The sequence below is a fragment of the Collinsella aerofaciens genome (assembly GCF_027679495.1).
Classification (GTDB): domain Bacteria; phylum Actinomycetota; class Coriobacteriia; order Coriobacteriales; family Coriobacteriaceae; genus Collinsella; species Collinsella aerofaciens_AK.
This window is the reverse complement of the sequence record NZ_JAQEKC010000001.1, coordinates 168,402-186,828: the sequence shown is the minus strand read 5'-3', so window position 1 is coordinate 186,828 and position 18,427 is coordinate 168,402. Positions and strand designations below refer to the sequence as shown.

The following is an 18,427-nucleotide window of genomic DNA, read 5'->3' as shown; positions in this document are numbered from 1 at the left end:
TATGAGCGAAAACGCCCCTAAGCGAGCAAGGTGACGTGAAAGAGGAGGGCATTGACCTTTTGGTCATGCCCGACGATTGAACGTCAGATTGCCGCTTAGGGGCGTTTGCAGCGTCGCGCCGTTACGCGGTTTGGTAAAACCGCGTAACCCTACAGTTCAGTCACGACAACGCTGTTGTAGACCTCGTCCCAGCGGTCCATGACCAGGTGGCCGGTCTTGGGATCCATGGCGTTGAGCTTGCCGCAGGTATTGGCGGTCTTGAGCACCGTGACGTCGTCGGCACCAGCAGCAATGGCATGCGCAAAACCGGCAATGGTCGAGTCACCGGAACCCGTCGCGTTCACAGCCGCAATCGCGGGCGTCTTGGCGCGGAACGCGCGGCCCTCATGGAAGCCCACCGAACCGGCAGCGCCCATCGAAACGACAACCCAGGGGATACCGGCAAAACGGTCATCGGCGGCAAGCGCCTCGCGCAGGGCATCGACATCATCGGTCGTAAAGGACGTACCCAGCAGGCCGTTAATCTCGGTCAGGTTGGGCTTTACGAGCTCAGGCTTAGCGTCGGACTCCAGCGCGGCCTCCAGCGATGCACCCGAGGTGTCGAGCAGCACCTTGGCGCCCGCCTCCTCGGCAATCTTGACGAGCTCGGCATAGTAGCCGGCATCGACACCACGCGGCAGCGAGCCCGAAAGCGTCACAACGTCCGCCTTTGCTGCAAGCTCGGCGAATTTTGCCGTAAAGGCCTCGAGCTCGGCCGGGGCGATCTGCGGGCCGCTCTCCAAAAGCTCGGTCTGATTACCCTCGTGCAGAATATTCAGGCAAATGCGCGTCTCACCGGCGATGGGCACAAAGTCGTTCTTGACGCCGTCGGCATCCATAAGCTCGGCCATATAGGCACCCATGTGGCCGCCGAGCAGACCGGTCGCGAGCACATCGTCGCCCAACTGCAGCAGCACACGGCTCACGTTAAGGCCCTTGCCGCCAGCGGTCTTTTCGGGTGTCACGCGGTTTACATCGTCGATGATCAGCTTGTCGAGCTGATAGCGCGTATCAATCGACGGGTTCATGGTAACGGTCAGAATCATATTGAACTCCTGTTTCCGGGGCACGACACGCGCGGCCCCAAACATACGATAGCTCGTTAAAGGATCTCGATCTCAAAGCCGCGGGTAACGGTCTCCCCCGGCTTGGCCACCAGGCAGCCGCGCTTGTGCTCCAGGATATCGTCCTCGTCGGAGCAGGTGGACAGGCCGCCCCACGGTTCCACGGCCACAAAGTCACCCTCGGGCTTGCTCCACACAATCAGGTACGGCATATCGGGGAACGTCAGTCGCACGCCCTTGTCCTCGGTCTTCTTGGTCAGCGTAACCACGCGGCTCTCGAGCACGTCAAAGATGGTCTCCGCGAAGTCAAAGAGTTCGTGGGTCAGCGGCAGGTCATGGCCAACCATCGGGTTCTTGCTGCGATGCTCAACATCAATCAGGCCCGTCGAGGGAACGGCAGTACAGAGCTCGGCGGCCTCGCGCTGCTCAAAACGGAGCTCGTAGTCGTCATAGGACTCGCCCTCGTCAAGCGGGCACTTAAAGCCAGGGTGACCGCCCACAAAGAACGGCATGTCCTCGGTGCCCTCATTGGTCACCTCGTACGACACGGCCACCTTCTCCGCATCGATCGTGTAACGAGCAACGATCTTAAACGGATACGGGTACTGCTCGAGCAACTCGGCATGGTCGGCAGAGCTTAGACTCAGCGCAACCATGTTGTCGCTCTGCTCCTCGAGCTTCCACTCCTGTTTGCGCGCAAAGCCGTGGCGGGCGAACTTTACCTCGCGGCCGCCCATGGTCATTGCGTGACCATCACGAAGGCCGCCGCAGATCGGGAAGCAAATGGGTGCCTGGCCCGACCAGACCGAAGGATCGCCCTGCCACAGGTACTCGCGACCGTTGGCTTTAATCGAAGTGAACGATCCGCCAGCCGTGCTCAGTACCACGCGAACAGAACCGTTATCAAGAACAAACTCCATAGGAGCCTTCCCTTTCTTACGACAGCCCGCCAAGTCAATAGGGCTGATAGAAAACCGGCTCGCGCCCCCTCACAGAAACGCGAGCCGTTAACGGACTAGTTAATTACGCCGGATACCCGCTAATCGTGGTATTCGCCGCGGTCCCACTTCTCGAGGAACTCGTCAAAGAAGTGCGGGTCAGCCTGAGCCTCGGCATCGGCCTTATTGCAGGCATCGATCTTGGCGATCAGGGCATCGTGCTCGGGGGTCTTCTCGTAGGGCTCCTCCAGGAAGGCAAGCATGATATCGGCCATCAGGAACTCGCCGGTGATCTTGCCGCCAAAGCCCACGATGTTGGCGTTGAGCTCGCGACGGGCATACAGGGCAGAGGTCATATCGCGGACCAGGGCGCAGCGGGCGCCGGGAACCTTGTTGACGGCGTTGGTGATGCCGATGCCGGTGCCGCACAGGGCCACGCCAAAATCGGCCTTGCCGCTGGCGACAGCCTCGCCCACGGCCTTACCGTAGATGGGATAGTGCGTACGGGTGTGGCTGTAGGTGCCGCAGTCGAGCACCTTGTAGCCAGCCTGCTCCAGGCGGTCGGCCAGATAGATCTTCTCGTCCGTAACGATATGGTCGCAACCGATTGCGATGGTCTTCTTCATCAGAACGTCCTTTCGTCTGAATTCACAAGTTGAGGTAGAAGTTCGAGTTCTCGGTGGCTCTCGTTAGGCCATCTTGTTGAGCATGTCGACACGGATCTGGTGACGGCCGCCGGCGTACTGGGCACGCAGGAACTCGCGGGCGATCTTCTTGGCGACCTCGGTGCCCACAACGCCCGGGCCCATGGTGACCATGCGCGAGCCGTTGTGCTCGCGGGTCATGTAAGCGGAACGCTCGTCGGAAATGTTGGCGACGACCATGCCCTTGATCTTGACGGCGGCCATATAGGAGCCGACGCCGTACTTATCGAATGCGAAGCCCTGGGAATCCTTGTGCTCCAGCAGGTCCTTGGCAACGGCGGTCGCGGAATCGACAAAGTCCGCGGCAGGAGTCTCGGAATAGTCGACGACCTCGTGACCGTCGGCGATGAGCATCTCCTTGATGGACTCCTTCATCGACATACCGTCGGCATCGGAAGCGATTACAACCCTCATGACATCCTCCTTGAGAGATACGCAGGTGCGTAGTTTCTGTTTGGAAGTGTTGAATCGCGTTCAGGTCCGGGCATCTGAATGTGCGGTTCTTCACTGTTCATGTTTATTTGAACACATTCGAACATCAACTGCAAGAATTATTTGTTTGTCTTTGTTCTTTTTTGAACAAATACCGTTCGCGGATGATTGCTGACCGTTTGGAATCGGGGAAAGCCCACCCTGCCACGTATTCAACAAACAAAAGGGCGGCCGAGAACGTGTCTCGGCCGCCCTTCGGCGGTATTCCCCGGTATATACAGCTGTTTTAGCTACTCGGACTGCCCGCCCTTTTTGGCGTGCTTGGACGGAGCGCTCAGAAAGCGACCCGTCAAATAGTTCGCCGGGCCGGAAATATCAATCCCCAGCAGGGTGTGCCCCAGCCACAAAAACGCCGCGAGCACCAGCAATGGAATCACGCACGAGGTCACGATCATCACGATGACGCCTTCGATAAGGTCGGTCACCTGCTGCACGATCTCGTCGGTCATCTGCTTGGCACCACTGGTTACCGACGTGACCAGGCTTGAGGCACCGTCGGCAAGCTGCTCAAGCACGTTCTTGGACTCTGTGGACTCGGTCTTTTTCTTGCTTGCTTTGGAGCTATCACTATTTGCCGTACCCGCAGCGTCGGCCGCCTTTTGCTCGGCCGCTTCGATGCTCACTCGATACGTTTCATCGACCTTCTGCGACACCCAAACGCTTGCAGGCACCAACGCCATGCCGATCACGGCAACTACCAGCACGCGTGTCGCCACACGGCGCAGGACAGCGCTCGTGCTCCAGCGCCCGCGAATGCCGAGCGACACCGCAAAGAGCACCAACGCAAACGGGATTAAGATGCCCAAGCCAACCGACCACAAAATGGTTAGCAGGTATTTCTCGAGGTAGAGCACGGCAAGCACGATACCAAGGTTGCCTGAAAGCTGCGCGAGCTGCTCGGCAACCGGCGTTCCCGTATCACCCGGCAGCGCGGTAATGCCCGCAGACAGCGCCACGCACGAGGTCGTGAGCGCCAGTACGTTACCCTTCTTTTGGTCGATGACCTCGATGGTGGAGTCCCAAGTCTTGGTATCGGCGAAATGCGGACGAGCTACAAAGCCCGACAGCAGCGCCAGTACCACGAGCGCAACGATAAAGCCAATCTGCAGCTTTTTGTTTGCGCACACGACATCGGACAGACTGGGCTGCAGCTCGGTTACCGTCGTGTGCTCGGTTATCTGGACAGGACGCCCATGAGCCATCTCGTGCGCGTCTCTTTTTTGTATTGACCCGTTATCCGGCATTTGGATACCTCCTCAGTCCGGGGCTTAATGCGAAAGGAAGTATACCCACCGAGCAAAAAACGAACGGGAAGACGAACAGAGCGCACCAAGACTGTCCCCAATGACTATCTCCGGATGAGTTGCGGTGGAATAGGGATTGTTTTGCGCCCGTCGGCCCCTATTCAGTCCCTATTTCACCGCAACTTGGAGGAGGACAGAAAAAGCCCTGCCGCGGGTAGCGGCAGAGCTTTTGGAAGGGGACTTGGTTGTGAGGGCTCGTTAGGCGAGCTTGGCCTCGAGCTCGGCGATGCGCTTGTAGGCATCGATGGTAAAGCGGGCCTGCTTCTCCAGGATCATAGTGGTCATGAGAGTGTCCTGAGCGTGAGCCATGATGAAGGTCATCTCCATCTCGCCACCGCCGGCCTCCTGCGAAAGCAGCTTGGTCTGCGTGTCGTGGGCGCCGATAAGTGCATCGCTGGCATCCTTGTGCAGCTGTTCGGCCTTCTCAAAATCGCCCTCGCGAGCAGCATCGAGCGCTGCAAGCAGATCGGTCTGGGCGTCACCTGCGTATGCGACAATCTCGAATCCAACCATCGAGATTTCTTCTTTGGTTGCCATATTGCGTTCCTTTCACATATGAACCAATGGAGAGCATCGCGTCCGGGCATACGCGCTGCGTTCTGTATGACAGAAACATTAACATTCAAACAAAAAAGAACAGCGCAAAACGCAATTTCAAGCTATGAACGGTCACTTTTCGCCCGTGAACGGTTTTTAAACCAATCTGAACAATATCGAACACAGTTAGTGACAACCCAAACAGGACCGCACCCTAACGCAAATCGCGCACCGTATCGCCCTCTACGAGCACACCGGGGATCAGCATGTGCTCCACGCCAGACGCACCCCCATCGGCGCCGGCAATCTTGTCGACCGCCCACATGCCGACGCGCTTGTTGTCAAAGCGCACCGTGGTCAGGCGACGGTCGGGCACGATATCGCCCAGACTATCGTCAACACCCGCCACGCTCACGTCCTGGGGCACGCACTTCCCGCGCGACTCGAGCCCACGGATACAGCCATATGCCATGGCATCGTTGGAGGCATAAATGGCCGTGCAGGTCGGATCATCCGCCAGAGCCTGGCCTGCGGCATACCCGCTCTGTGCCGTCCAGTCGCCGCGCACGAGCTGCGGGGGCTCAATGCCATGCGCGCGCAATGTCTCGTGCCAGCCTTCCTCGCGCCGCATGCCCGAAAGCGAGCGCTCGGGGCATGAGATAAAGTGCACAGTCTTGTGCCCCCTCCCCAGCAAATACTCGACCACCTGGCGCGAGCAATCGAACTGGTCGTTATCGACCGTTGAACAGAGCGGGTGCTCCAGCATGGTAACGAGCACCGTCTGCATGCCAGGTAGCGGCTCGAAGGTGCCAAAGTCCGCCGGCATGCGATTCATGATCACAACCATACCGTCCACTGGCAGTGCGCTCATGCGTGACGATGCGCTCTCGAGGGTATACGGATGCCCGTCTACTTTAGTGAGGGTGATGGCATAGCCGTGTTTGTCGGCCGCGGCGGCAAAGCCCTCCATACGGTCGAGGTTGCCGGTGCCGGTAATGTTGAACATGGCGACGCCGACGGTCTTAAACTTACCGCGGCGCAGCGATCGACCGGCAAAGTTTGGGCGATACCCCAGCTCGCGCATGGCGGCACGCACGCGTTCCTTGGTCTCGGGGCGCACGCTGGGCGAATCGTGCACGGTGCGCGAGACCGTCTGCTCCGAGACGCCCGCGAGACGCGCCACATCCTTAACGGATACCGATTTTTTAACAGCGGCCATAGGTCGATCTTTCTATGTCAACGATGCCATTGATGGCACCTTGCGCAGTCATTTTTACCGCCTTCAAGTATATCCAACGCCTCCCCCACCATACGCTCACCACCCAAAACCTACCGTTCACCGACATTTTTGCTTCCCCAAACGGCTTTTGTCGACCAAATGTTAACGTTGCCATTGTGCAAACACAGAGCCACCGGGCGGCTCAAACGTTTACGCGTAAGGAATCGACGGTTCGCAGGCACAGGAACCACCGGTTCGCTTCTTTTTTTGTGTCACAAAATGGCAACGTCAACATTTTGGCAACCGAAAGTCAAAAGCTACCATCGTTGCTAACCCACCGACTCTTAGGAGCATTGCATGGAGCAACTCATCGCCATCATCGAAAAGGGCCAGCCCTTTTTCAACGCGATCGCCCGCAACAAGTACCTCAAGGCGATCCGCGACGGCTTTATCTCCGTCATCCCCATCATCATCTTCTCGTCCATCTTCTGCCTGGTAGCCTCGGTCCCCAACATCTGGGGTTTCTACTGGCCCGATGACATCAACAACGCCCTGTGGAAGTGCTACAACTACTCCATGGGCATCCTGGCCATCGCCTGCGCCGCCACCACGGCCAAGCACTTCGCCGACGCTCAGAACCGCGATCTGCCCAAGAACAACCAGATCAACTTCATCTCGTGCATGTGCGCGGCCATCATCGGCTTCTTGCTCCTTTCGAGCGACACGATCGCCACGGACGCCGCCAGCGGTTTCAACACCACCTACCTTGGTTCCAAGGGCCTGCTGACCGCTTTCATCGCTGCGTTTGTGACTGGCATCATCTACAAGTTCTTCATTAAGCGCAACATCACCGTCAAGATGCCCGAGCAGGTTCCGCCCAACATTTCGCAGACCTTTAAGGACATCATCCCCTTCTCCGTTTGCATCACCGTCTTTTGGGTCTTTGACATCGCCTTCCGCGCTGCTTTTGGCTTCTGCTTTGCCCAGGGCGTCATCCAGGTGTTCCAGCCCCTGTTCACCGCTGCCGATGGCTACATCGGCCTCGCTGTGATCTACGGCGCCATGAGCCTGTTCTGGTTCGTGGGCGTCCACGGCCCCTCGATCGTCGAGCCCGCCATCGCCGCCGCCCTCGTTGCCAACATGACCGACAACCTGGCTGCGTTCCAGGCTGGCCAGCACGCTTCCGCTGTCCTGACCCAGGGTGCCCAGTACTTCGTCGTCTGCATGGGCGGCACCGGCGCCACGCTCGTCCTGGTCTTTATGTTCTGCTTCCTGGCCAAGTCTCAGGAGATGCGCGCCGTCGGTAAGGCCGCCATCGTCCCCGTCTGCTTTGCCGTCAACGAGCCGCTGCTGTTCGCCGCGCCCATCGTGCTCAACCCCGTCTTCTTTGTCCCGTTTGTCTTTGCCCCGATCGCCAACATCTGGATCCTCAAGATCTTTATCGACTTCTTGGGCATGAACGGCTTTATGTACACCCTGCCCTGGACCGTCCCCGGCCCCATCGGCACTATCATGGGCCTGGGCTTCCAGCCGCTCGCCTTTGTGATGCTCGCCCTTATCCTGGTCGTCGACTTCGCTCTGTACTATCCGTTCTTCCGCGCCTATGACGCCCAGAAGTGCGCCGAGGAGGCCGAGATCTCCCAGGAGGAGCTCGCCGCCAAGAACGCCGAGAAGGCCGCCAAGCTCAACGACGCTTTCCAGGGCAAGGCCGATGCCAAGAGCGTTGCCGCCGGCGCCGCTGCCGAGGCTGTAAAGACCGATGCTCCCGCCGCTGTCGCCGTTGAGGCAACGACCGCCAGCGACCTCAACGGCAAGCGCGTACTCGTGCTCTGCCAGGGTGGCGGAACCTCGGGCCTGCTCGCCAACGCGCTGGCCAAGGCCGCCAAGGAGCGCGGCATTGATCTTGAGACCGCTGCCGAGGCCTATGGCAACCACGTGGACATGCTCCCCGACTTCGATCTGGTCGTCCTGGCCCCGCAGGCCGCAAGCTACCTGGCCGACCTGCAGAAGGACTGCGAGCGCGTGGGCAACAAGTGCGTCGCCTGCCGTGGCAAGCAGTATATCGAGCTCTCCCAGAACGGCGATAAGTCTCTCGCCTTCGTCTCCGAGCAGCTTTCGAAGTAAGTAACGCTCAGGGCCAGCCGACCATCCACAGCCGGCTGGCCCTTCGATTTAGACGATTGGATCATCATGTCCGTTAACCCTGCTAGCGTCACCAACCCGCCCGCGCAGTTTCCCGAGGACTTTGTCTTTGGCGGCGCCACCGCTGCCTACCAGGTAGAGGGCGAGACCCGCACCCACGGTAAGGGCAAGGTTGCCTGGGACGACTTCCTGGAGGCCCAGGGGCGCTTCTCCCCCGATCCCGCTTCGGACTTCTACAACCAGTACCCCGTCGACTTGGAGCTGTGCGAGGAGTTCGGTATCAACGGCATCCGCCTCTCCATCGCCTGGAGCCGCATCTTCCCCAACGGTACCGGCGAAATCAACCCCGAGGGTGTCCAGTTCTACCACGACCTCTTCGCCGAGTGCCACAAGCACCACGTTGAGCCGTTCGTCACGCTGCATCACTTTGACACGCCGCTTGCCCTCTTTGAGAAGGGCGACTTCCTCAACCGCGAGACCATCGATGCCTTTGTGGACTTTGCCACCTTCTGCTTTAAGGAGTACGCCGACCAGGTGACCTATTGGTTCACCTTTAACGAGATCTGGGCCGACGCCTCCAACACCTACATCGAGGGCACCTTCCCCGGTGGCGTCAAGGCGCATCTGGCCGAGGCCTTCCAGTGCGAGCACAACATGATGCTCGCCCACGCCAAGGCCGTGCTGGCCTTCCACAACGGCGGCTTTAAGGGCAAGATCGGCGTCATTCAGTCGCTGGAGTTTAAGTATCCGCTCAACGAGAACGACCCCGCCGACATCAAAGCCGCCAACAACGAGCACGTGCTGCAGAACCAGTTTCTGCTCGACGCCACCTTCCGCGGCGACTATGCCCCCGACACCCTCGAGTGCGCCAACCGCCTGGCTGCCGTCTCGGGCGGCACCATCGAGATCCTGGGCGAGGACCTCGAGATTATGCGCGAGGCCGCGCTCTACAACGACTACCTGGGCGTTAACAACTACCAGTGCCGCTTCTTGAAGGCTTACGACGGCGAGAACGACCTGCACCACAACGGTACGGGCGAGAAGGGCACCGGCCGCTGGCGCGTTAAGGGTATTGGCGAGCATGTGAACAAGCCCGGCATCCCCACCACCGACTGGGACTGGATCATCTATCCCGAGGGTCTGTTCGATCTGCTCGTCTACATTAAGCAGCGCTACCCCAACTACAAGCAGATCTTCATCACCGAGAACGGCATGGGCTACAAGGACCCCTACAAGAACGGTTTTGTGGACGACCAGCCGCGCATCGACTACATCGAGCAGCACCTGCGTTGGCTGCTCAAGGCCATGGAGGTGGGCGTCAACGTGGGCGGCTACTTCCTGTGGAGCCTGCAGGATCAGTTCTCCTGGACCAATGGCTACAACAAGCGTTACGGCTTCTTTTACGTTGACTTTGAAACCCAGAAGCGCACGCCCAAGGCAAGCGCCTACTGGTACAAGCACGTGGCGCAGACCCGTCGTCTGGACTAGCGGCTTGCGACAAGCGGTTGGCGGAATTGCACCGCCCACATAACCTGTCCCCATTTCTCAGCCGGGGGCGGCACGTCACACGGCGCGCCGCCCCCGGCCTTTTTGGGCGGTTCGGGGTCTGTTTGTCTCAATCTGTAACATCTAGCCGAGTTTTTGGGTCCTAGCTGTTGCAGATTGAGACGAACAGGATTGCTCTTTCCGAAGAATCTAAATCTGTAACACGTAGCCCGCTTTTGACCGTCTACCTGTTACAAATCGAGACAAACGGAGTAGGACCTAACCCCGTATGTCCCTAACAGTCGAGCGTTCGACCAGCGTGCTCGGCACATGAATCGCCTCGATAGACGAGCTCTCTCCAATCGCCGCCTCAAACGCAAGCTTACCGACACCGCGCAAATCAAATCGCAGCGTCGTCAGCCGATTGTGAGGAACAAGTCCCTCGAGTGCGTCGTCGATACCAACCACGCTCACGTCGTCGGGCACGGACAGGCCCGCGTTCTCGAGCGCGGCGATAACGCCCAGCGCCATCTGGTCATTTGCCGCAAGCACGGCAGTCGGCGCCTGCGACCCGCCGGCAAGCACCTCGGCCGCAATCCGCTCGCCCATGGCGTACCCACTGTCCGCACTCCAATCGCCACGCAGCATCGGAGCGGCATCGACATGAGCACGACCCAGCGTATCGCGCCAACCGGCCTCACGAAAACGCGAGGAAATCGAGTTTTCCGGACCCGCCACAAACCGCATATTCGAGTGACCATGTTCCAGCAGATAATTGGTCAACAGCTCGCACGAACCATACTGGTCGGAGTCGATCGTCGTGCAGCGCGGATGCGCATACATGGACAGGATGACCGTTCGCACTCCCGGCTGGGGAACAAACTCCTCAAAATCGGGAGCCATGCGGTTCATGTTGAGAATCATGCCGTCGACGGGTCGCTCGACCATGCGGCGCGAGGCATCGGCAAGTGCATAGGGCTTGTCGCCGCCCATCTCGATCATAGTGACGGCAAAATCGTGCTCGCGCGCCGCTTGCATGATACCCTCGAGCGTCGCCAGGTTACCGACACGTGTGATGTTGTACATGCACAGGCCAATAGAACGATACGACCCGCCGCGCAACGCCGCTCCAGCAAAATTGGGACGAAAGCCCAGCTCTTCCATGGCGGCCAGCACACGCTTGCGCGTCTTTTCCGTCACGTTGGGCATACCGTTGACCACGCGAGACACAGTCTGGCGGCTCACGCCAGCGAGCGCCGCAACCTCTGCCGCGCTCGCCGAACGACCATTCCTTGTCTGCTGATCCATGCCTTCCACGCTAACCTGCTTCCCAACTATTCCCCGCGCCCATGGCGCATCGTACATACATTGATAACGTGCTCATGATACCCGAGCCATATACCACAACATGAAAACTTCTGTCAATCAAAACCGCTTACCGAACAAATACAACCGTTCGCGGCTGTTTGAAGTTGTTTTGTTTCTATACATCCCAGCCGGATGTTAACGTGCTCATTGTCAAATGTTCACGTGCTCATTTTGGTTCTAATCATTTTAAGATAGTGTTTATCGGGCTTTTTCACCGCTGAACGCTAACTAGGGAGCCTCCTGAGCGCAAACGCACAATATCGAACAGCGAGACGAGAGGGTGTATGCATATGTCTTTGCTAAACCGCGTACAGCAGCTGCCGAAGGGCTTTGTTTGGGGCGCCGCAACCGCCGCGTACCAAACGGAAGGTTCCACGAAGGTGGCAGGCAAGGGTAAGACCATGTGGGACGATTACCTTGTCGCCCAGGGTCGCTTTTTGCCCGACCCGGCCAGTGATTTCTACAACCGCTACGAGGAGGATATCCGCCTTTCTGCCGAGCATGGACTCAACGCCATTCGTGTGTCCATCGGCTGGACCCGCATCTTCCCCAACGGCGACGATGCCGAACCCCTCGCCGAGGGCGTTAAGCACTACCACGAGCTGTTCGCCTGCTGCAAAAAGTATGGCGTCGAGCCCTATGTGTCCCTGCATCACTTTGACTCCCCCGCCGCCCTGTTCAACCAGGGCGACTGGCTCAACCGCAAGACCGTCGACGCCTATGTGCGCTATGCCGAGTTCTGCTTCCGCGAGTTCCGCGAGGTCAAGAATTGGTTCACCATCAACGAGCTCATCAGCCTCTCGCACTCCCAATACATCCAAGGCAACTTCCCGCCCAACCATCACTTTGATGTGACGAGCGGCATCCAGAGCCAGCACAACGAGCTCGTTGCCCACGCCCGCGCCGTCAACCTGTATAAGGATCTTGACGAGACCGAGCACCTGGGCGGACGCATTGGCATGGTCAACGTCCTGACGCCGGCATATCCTGCCACCGACTCGCCCGCCGACCAGCACGCCGCCGACCTGTACAACGCCTTCTACACCGACTTCATCATGGACGGCGCCTTCCTGGGTCACTACTCCGCGCGCACCCTCTCACTCATCAACGAGATTCTGCGTGCCAACAACGCCACACTTACGGTTGAGGACAGCGACATGGAGGAGCTCGCCAAGGCGGCGCCCCGCAACGATATGTTCGGCCTCAACTACTATCAGTCGGCGTTTATCGCCGCCTACGATGGCGAGTCAACCAACAGCTTTAACGGCACCGGAGACAAGGGCACCTCGTGCTTTAAGTTTAAGGGCGTCGGGCAGCAGGTCGATATGCCGGGTATCCCCACCACCGACTGGGATTGGCTCATCTACCCGCAAGGCCTCTACGACACGCTCAAGCACATCAGCGCCACCTATCCCAACCTCCCCGTCATCTATATCACCGAAAACGGCCTGGGCCACAAGGACCCCGAGCCCGACGCAAACGGCATCGTCGCCGATCCCGAGCGCATCGACTTTGTCGACCAGCACATGGAGAAGGTGCTCCAGGCGCGCGCCGAGGGCGTCGACGTCCAGGGCTACTTTATCTGGAGCCTGCAGGACCAGTTCTCGTGGGCCAATGGCTATAACAAGCGCTACGGCCTGTTCTACATCGACTTCGACACGCAAAAACGCTACATCAAGCAGTCGGCACTCTGGTACAAGGAGCTCGCCGACACTATGGCGGACGCGCAGTAGCGCATCGCCTCGCTTTCCCCCGAGAAGGGAGCGGCCCTATGCGATACAAACCCAGCCGCCCCCCCCTCTCTCCCCCTGGGACCGGCCCCGCCTGCACCCGGGCTTTTAGCAAGCGGGAGACCATATAGGTTTTCAACGTCCATGCCATTAAGATTTCATGCAAAGAGGAGCGTGAACTATGGAATCGATCGTTAAGTTCTTGGAGAAAGGTCAGCCGTACTTCGACAAGGTCTCTAAGAACATCTACCTTCAGGCCATTAAAGACGGCTTTTTGGCAGCAATGCCCATCATCCTGTCTTCTTCTGTCTTCCTGCTTATTTCGACCCTGCCGGGCGTTGTCGCCACGGTCGGCGGCTTTACGCTGCCCGACTGGTGGAACGTCGACGTCGTGAACTTCTGCAACAAGGTTTACAACTTCACGATGGGCGTCGTGGGCATCATGGTCGCCGGCACCACCGCAAGCGCGCTGACCGGCTCCAAGAACCGCCGCATGCCTGCCGGCAAGGCCATCAACGCCACGAGCACCATGGTCGCCGCCATGTGCGCTATGCTCATCTTGGCCGTTACCCAGACGAGTGCCAAGATCGACGGCGCCGATGTCTCGGTGTTCTTTACCGACAACATGGGCACCAAGGGCCTGCTGAGCTCCTTTGTCGCCGCATTTGCCACGGTCAACATCTATGCCTTCTGCATTAAGCGAGACATCACCATCAAGCTGCCCAAAGAAGTCCCCGGCGCCATCGCCCAGAACTTCCGCGACATCTTCGCCTTCAGCTTCTCCATCCTGTTTGTCGCCGTCATCGACGTTATCTGCCGCACCTGCTTGGCCGTCCCGTTTGCCAACGTCATCTCCACGCTGGTGAGCCCGCTGTTCGCCGCTGCCGATTCCTACGCCGGCCTCGCCCTCATCTGGTTCATGATCCCGCTGTTCTGGTTCATGGGCATCCACGGCCCCTCGGTCGTTAAGCCTGCCCTCAACGCCGCGCTGTTTGGCAACATCACCACCAACCTCGCCACGCTGCAGGCCGGCGGTCACCCCGCCCTCGCCCTGACCGAAAACTTCGGTAACTACATCGGCGAACTCGGCGGCACCGGCGCCACGTTCATTGTCCCGATCATCTTCCTGCTCTTTATGCGCTCCAAGCAGCTCAAGGCCGTCGGCAAAGCTTCTGTCGTGCCCGTGATGTTCGCCGTCAACGAGCCGTTGCTGTTCGCCGCGCCCATCATCCTCAACCCGTACTTCCTGATCCCGTTCCTGTTTGCCCCCGTGGCCAACGTCCTCATTGGTAAGTTCTTCATCGACTTTTTGGGCATGAACGGCTTTATCTATGCCATGCCGTGGGCACTCCCCGGACCGATCGGCACCTTCATCGACACCAACTTCCAGCCGATCTCTCTGGTCCTGGTTGTCGTCCTGCTGGTCGTTGACTTCTTGATCTACTACCCGTTCTGCAAGGCCTACGACAACGTCCTGTGCAAGCAGGAGGCCGAGACCCTGGCCGAAGAAGAGGCCGAGGAGACCAAGGCCGTCAAGACCGCTGCCGCCCCCGCCGTTGAGGCTCCTGTTGTCGAGACCGCTTCTGCCACTGAGGCCTCCGCAGCTCCGTCCGCCCTTAAGGGCAAGGATCTGAGGGTTCTGGTTCTGTGCGCTGGCGCCGGCACCTCTGCACTGCTCGCCAACGCGCTTAAGGAAGGCGCCGACGAGCTGGGCATCGACATTACCGCCAACGCCGGTGCCTACGGCAGCCACTACGCCATCATGGACCAGTACAACGTCATCGTCCTGGCTCCGCAGGTTCGCACCTATTACAACGAGATGAAGGCCGACACCGACCGCCTGGGCATCACGCTGCTGTCGCCCAAGGGCAAACAGTACATCGACCTCACTAAGGATCCCAAGGGTGCCGTCGCCTGGATCGAGGAAAACCTCGAGGCATAAGACGCTGACACCACCTGCCGCTTGCAGACAATAAATGGCCCGTGCATCGATGTGTGATGCGCGGGCCATTTTGTTTAGACCGCACCCGTCCTCCTGTTCATCTCAATCTGTAACATCTAGCCGAGTTTTTCGGTCCTAGCTGTTACAGATCGAGATGAACGCACAGGCCAAGCCGAAAATCTCAATCTGTAACATGTAGACCACTTTTGACCGCTTAGACGTTACAGATCGAGACAAACGGAATATACCGGACCGAATTGTCTAAATCTGTAACAACTAGCTGAGATTTTCGGCCCTACCTGTTACAGATTTAGACGAACAGGCCGAGCACGTCTACGCCCGCAGGTCCTTTACGCTGGAACGTTCGACCAACACGCCCGAGACGAGCGTACGGCTTCTGGAGCTCGGGGCTTCCAGACCTGCGACGACCTCGTTAAGCGCACGGACGCCCAGCTCGCGGTGACGGAACTTCACCGACGTCAGAATCGAGTTGGGAATCGTCTTGTAAAGCTCGTCATCAAAGCCGATCACGGACACGTCGTCGGGCACACTGAGCCCTTTGTCACGTAGAGCCATCATCACGCCGTTTGCCATGCAGTCGTTAGCAGCGAGGACCGCCGTGCAATCGGCTTTATCGGCAAGCACAAGGCCCGCGGCATAGCCACTATCCGCATTCCAATCGCCTTGCAGAGGCTCGGGCGGCTCAATGCCATGCGCCTCGAGTGCCGCTCGCCAACCTTTCATACGGCACTGGCTCGACAGCGCTTCTTTCTTACCAGAGACGAAGTACACGTTCTTGTGCCCGTGATTCAAGAAGTACTCGCACGCCATGCGCGCGCCGCCCTCTTGATCGTCACTGACGGTGGAGCAGGTAGGATGTTCCATCGGTGTGATAATCACCGTCTTGAGGTCTTTCGGTGCCTCAAAAGTATCAAAGTCATCGACCATCTGACGCAGGTTGAAGATCATGCCATCAACAGGCAGCTGCGACATCCTGCGCGCCGCATCGGCAAGGGTCATCTTCTCCCCTGCGCGCTTCTTAATCATCGTGAGCGCAAAGCCGCGTTCTTCGGCGGCATCGGCGATACCGTCAATCATGTCCACGGCACCGCCCGACAAGTGGAACAGCACGACGCCGATGCACCCGTAACGGCCCAACTTGAGCGAACGCGCGGCAAAGTTGGCTCGAAACCCGAGCGCCTCCATGGCCGAATGAACCTTATCGCGTGTTGACTCTCGCACGCTATCGGGCTCGTTGATCACACGCGAAACCGTCTTGAGAGAAACACCCGCGGCAATCGCCACATCGTTCATCGAGACGTTTTTCTTGTCCATCGTTGCCACTGCTTCTCCACTCGGTTCTCTATCGCTTGTTTTTTGCGTTCTAGCATACACTACCTGCCTGACTGATAAATCAACCGTTTACCGGACAATATCGACCACTCACCCCTAAATCCTTGTTGCTCTTCCAAAAATGTCTTACGTTGTCATTAACGAAATGACAACGTTGTCATTTCGCAATGCCTTCCTTAAACAGGAAGGTTTCCGGGCAGTCCTGACCATCCATCGACGACCAGTTCCATCCACATGCATCGCGCATCAAGTAGCAAAGGAGCTCTATGGACGCCATCGTAAAGATGCTCGAAAAGCACCAACCGTTCTTTGAGAAGATCTCGAGGAACATATACCTCCAGGCCATCAAGGACGGATTCCTTGGGTGCATGCCCATTGTCCTCACCTCTTCGATCTTTCTGCTCATTGCCACCCTTCCCGGCGTAGTCGGCATCACGCTGCCCCAGCCGCTCATCGACTGGTGCAACAAGCTCTACAACTTCACCATGGGCGTCATGGGCATCATGGTTGCTGGCACCACTGCCAAGAACTTCACGGCATCCATGAACCGTCGTATGCCCGCCGGCAAAGTGCTCAACGACGGTTCCACCATGGTGGCTGCCCAGTGCAGCATGCTGCTGCTCGCAGTCACGCAGTTCACCACCAAGTTCAACGGCTCCGAACTTTCGGTCTTCGATTGCACCAGCATGGGCACGCGCGGTCTGTTCTCGGCCTATATCGCCGCGTTCATCACCGTGTGGGTCTACAAATTCTGTGTCTCGCGCGATCTGACCATTAAGCTGCCCAAGGAGGTCCCGGGCGCCATCGCTCAGAACTTCCGCGACATCATCCCCTTTGGCGGCGCCGTCATCATCTGCGGCATCATCGATGTCGTCGTGCGCAACCTCATGGGCGTTCCGTTCTCCGAGCTGCTTATCAAACTGCTCTCCCCGCTCTTCACCGCTGCAGAAACCTATCCTGGCCTTATCCTTATCCAGGCAGCCACCGCGTTCTTCTGGTTTATCGGCGTCCACGGCCCCTCGATCGTCCAGCCGGGCATCGACCCCATCCGTCTTGCCAACCAGGCCGAAAACCTGCAGGTTCTGCTGGCAGGCGGCCACCCCGCCCACTCCCTCACCTTTAACATGTCGCTCGTGGGTGAGTTCGGCGGCACCGGCGCCACGTTCATCGTGCCGCTTCTGCTGATTCTCTTTATGAAGTCCAAGCAGCTCAAAGCCGTCGGCAAGGCCTCGATCGTTCCTGTTGCCTTCGCCGTCAACGAACCGTTGCTCTTTGGCGCGCCGATGATCCTTAACCCCTACATGCTCATCCCCTTTGTTGCCGCCGGCTGCGTCAACGTGAGTGTTGCCAAGTTCTTTATCGATAACGTGGGCATGAACGGCTTCTCCTTCGTGGTGCCTTGGGCTACCCCTGCCCCCATCGGCATCTTCATCACCACGAACTTCCAGCTTATCGCCCTGGTATTTGTCGCAATCATCATCTTGCTGGACGCCATCATCTACCTGCCGTTCTTGAAGGCATACGATAAGCTGCTCTGCGACCAAGAGGCCGAGCGCGCCGCCGAGCTGGGACTCGAGTCCGATGGTGCCGCTTCCGTCGCCGCCAACGCCTCTACGCCCGCTGTCGAGCAGGCCACCGCTTCCGTCGAGACGACCGTTGCCGCCGCCGACAGCAAGCCTGTCGCCGATCAGTCCGAGCCCGCTGCCGATGCATCCGCCAAGAAGGATGTCGATGGCCTGAAGGTCCTCGTCCTGTGTGCCGGCGCCGGCACCTCTGCCATGCTTGCCAACGCCATCAAGGAAGGTGCTGCGCAGACTGGAGAGAACATCGCTTCCTCCGCAGGCGCCTATGGCCAGCACACTGCCATCATGGATCAGTACGACGTTATCGTGCTTGCCCCGCAGGTCCGTAGCTACTACAACGACATGAAGGCCGACACCGATCGCCTGGGCATTAAGCTGCTCGCCCCGCGCGGTAAGGAATATATCGACCTTACTCGCGACCCCGCTGGCGCCATCAAGTGGCTCCGCGAGAACCTCGACTAGGTTCCTCCCTCTGTTGGTGCCCGGATCCCCAGTTCGGGCACCTCTCCCTATTCGAATCCCACAGA

The 18,427-nt window shown here is 58.8% G+C and carries 14 protein-coding genes; 5 read left to right on the top strand and 9 right to left on the bottom strand.

What is annotated here, in order from left to right; translation table 11 throughout:
- Window positions 1-149: 149 nt before the first annotated feature.
- The 7 genes from PGW49_RS00930 to PGW49_RS00900 form a co-directional block, all read right to left on the bottom strand.
- On the bottom strand, window positions 150-1,085 hold the full coding sequence (locus PGW49_RS00930; RefSeq protein WP_117746107.1) for a hexose kinase: 936 nt from the start codon (window positions 1,083-1,085) through the stop codon (window positions 150-152).
- A gap of 56 nt (window positions 1,086-1,141) precedes the next feature.
- A complete protein-coding gene (locus PGW49_RS00925) occupies window positions 1,142-2,023 on the bottom strand; it encodes an aldose 1-epimerase family protein (RefSeq protein ID WP_138113291.1) in 882 nt (293 codons plus the stop codon).
- Between the two features lie 119 nt (window positions 2,024-2,142).
- Window positions 2,143-2,667, bottom strand: a complete 525-nt coding sequence (gene lacB, locus PGW49_RS00920) for a galactose-6-phosphate isomerase subunit LacB (protein WP_006234831.1) — start codon at window positions 2,665-2,667, stop codon at window positions 2,143-2,145.
- A 63-nt stretch (window positions 2,668-2,730) separates the two neighbouring features.
- Window positions 2,731-3,159, bottom strand: a complete 429-nt coding sequence (lacA, locus tag PGW49_RS00915) for a galactose-6-phosphate isomerase subunit LacA (RefSeq protein ID WP_006234830.1) — start codon at window positions 3,157-3,159, stop codon at window positions 2,731-2,733.
- Between the two features lie 308 nt (window positions 3,160-3,467).
- Window positions 3,468-4,439, bottom strand: a complete 972-nt coding sequence (locus PGW49_RS00910) for a hypothetical protein (RefSeq protein ID WP_270225044.1) — start codon at window positions 4,437-4,439, stop codon at window positions 3,468-3,470.
- Between the two features lie 300 nt (window positions 4,440-4,739).
- The gene (locus tag PGW49_RS00905; protein ID WP_055252615.1) at window positions 4,740-5,078 is read right to left on the bottom strand and encodes a PTS lactose/cellobiose transporter subunit IIA; all 339 of its coding nucleotides are present in this window, start codon (window positions 5,076-5,078) and stop codon (window positions 4,740-4,742) included.
- Between the two features lie 214 nt (window positions 5,079-5,292).
- Entirely contained in the window at window positions 5,293-6,297 is a 1,005-nt protein-coding gene (locus tag PGW49_RS00900) for a LacI family DNA-binding transcriptional regulator (RefSeq protein WP_270225042.1), read from the bottom strand.
- A 357-nt stretch (window positions 6,298-6,654) separates the two neighbouring features.
- Here PGW49_RS00900 and PGW49_RS00895 point away from each other — a divergent pair, with 357 nt between their 5' ends.
- Both PGW49_RS00895 and lacG (PGW49_RS00890) read left to right on the top strand, forming a co-directional pair.
- Entirely contained in the window at window positions 6,655-8,421 is a 1,767-nt protein-coding gene (locus tag PGW49_RS00895; protein ID WP_195543946.1) for a PTS transporter subunit EIIC, read from the top strand.
- A 66-nt stretch (window positions 8,422-8,487) separates the two neighbouring features.
- Entirely contained in the window at window positions 8,488-9,927 is a 1,440-nt protein-coding gene (gene lacG, locus PGW49_RS00890; protein ID WP_270225039.1) for a 6-phospho-beta-galactosidase, read from the top strand.
- 276 nt (window positions 9,928-10,203) lie between these two features.
- Here lacG (PGW49_RS00890) and PGW49_RS00885 read toward each other — a convergent pair whose 3' ends face one another.
- Complete coding sequence (locus PGW49_RS00885; protein ID WP_040358938.1) at window positions 10,204-11,232, bottom strand: LacI family DNA-binding transcriptional regulator; 1,029 nt, start codon at window positions 11,230-11,232, stop codon at window positions 10,204-10,206.
- A gap of 350 nt (window positions 11,233-11,582) precedes the next feature.
- Here PGW49_RS00885 and lacG (PGW49_RS00880) point away from each other — a divergent pair, with 350 nt between their 5' ends.
- Complete coding sequence (lacG, locus tag PGW49_RS00880) at window positions 11,583-13,025, top strand: 6-phospho-beta-galactosidase (RefSeq protein ID WP_333494001.1); 1,443 nt, start codon at window positions 11,583-11,585, stop codon at window positions 13,023-13,025.
- 178 nt (window positions 13,026-13,203) lie between these two features.
- Complete coding sequence (locus PGW49_RS00875; RefSeq protein ID WP_022094682.1) at window positions 13,204-14,964, top strand: PTS lactose transporter subunit IIBC; 1,761 nt, start codon at window positions 13,204-13,206, stop codon at window positions 14,962-14,964.
- 333 nt (window positions 14,965-15,297) lie between these two features.
- Here the strand turns inward: PGW49_RS00875 and PGW49_RS00870 are convergent, their stop codons facing one another.
- Window positions 15,298-16,299, bottom strand: coding sequence for a LacI family DNA-binding transcriptional regulator (locus PGW49_RS00870; RefSeq protein ID WP_270225034.1), 1,002 nt, complete (start codon window positions 16,297-16,299; stop codon window positions 15,298-15,300).
- 284 nt (window positions 16,300-16,583) lie between these two features.
- Here PGW49_RS00870 and PGW49_RS00865 point away from each other — a divergent pair, with 284 nt between their 5' ends.
- Window positions 16,584-18,362, top strand: coding sequence for a PTS lactose transporter subunit IIBC (locus PGW49_RS00865; RefSeq protein WP_270225032.1), 1,779 nt, complete (start codon window positions 16,584-16,586; stop codon window positions 18,360-18,362).
- Window positions 18,363-18,427: the final 65 nt, after the last annotated feature.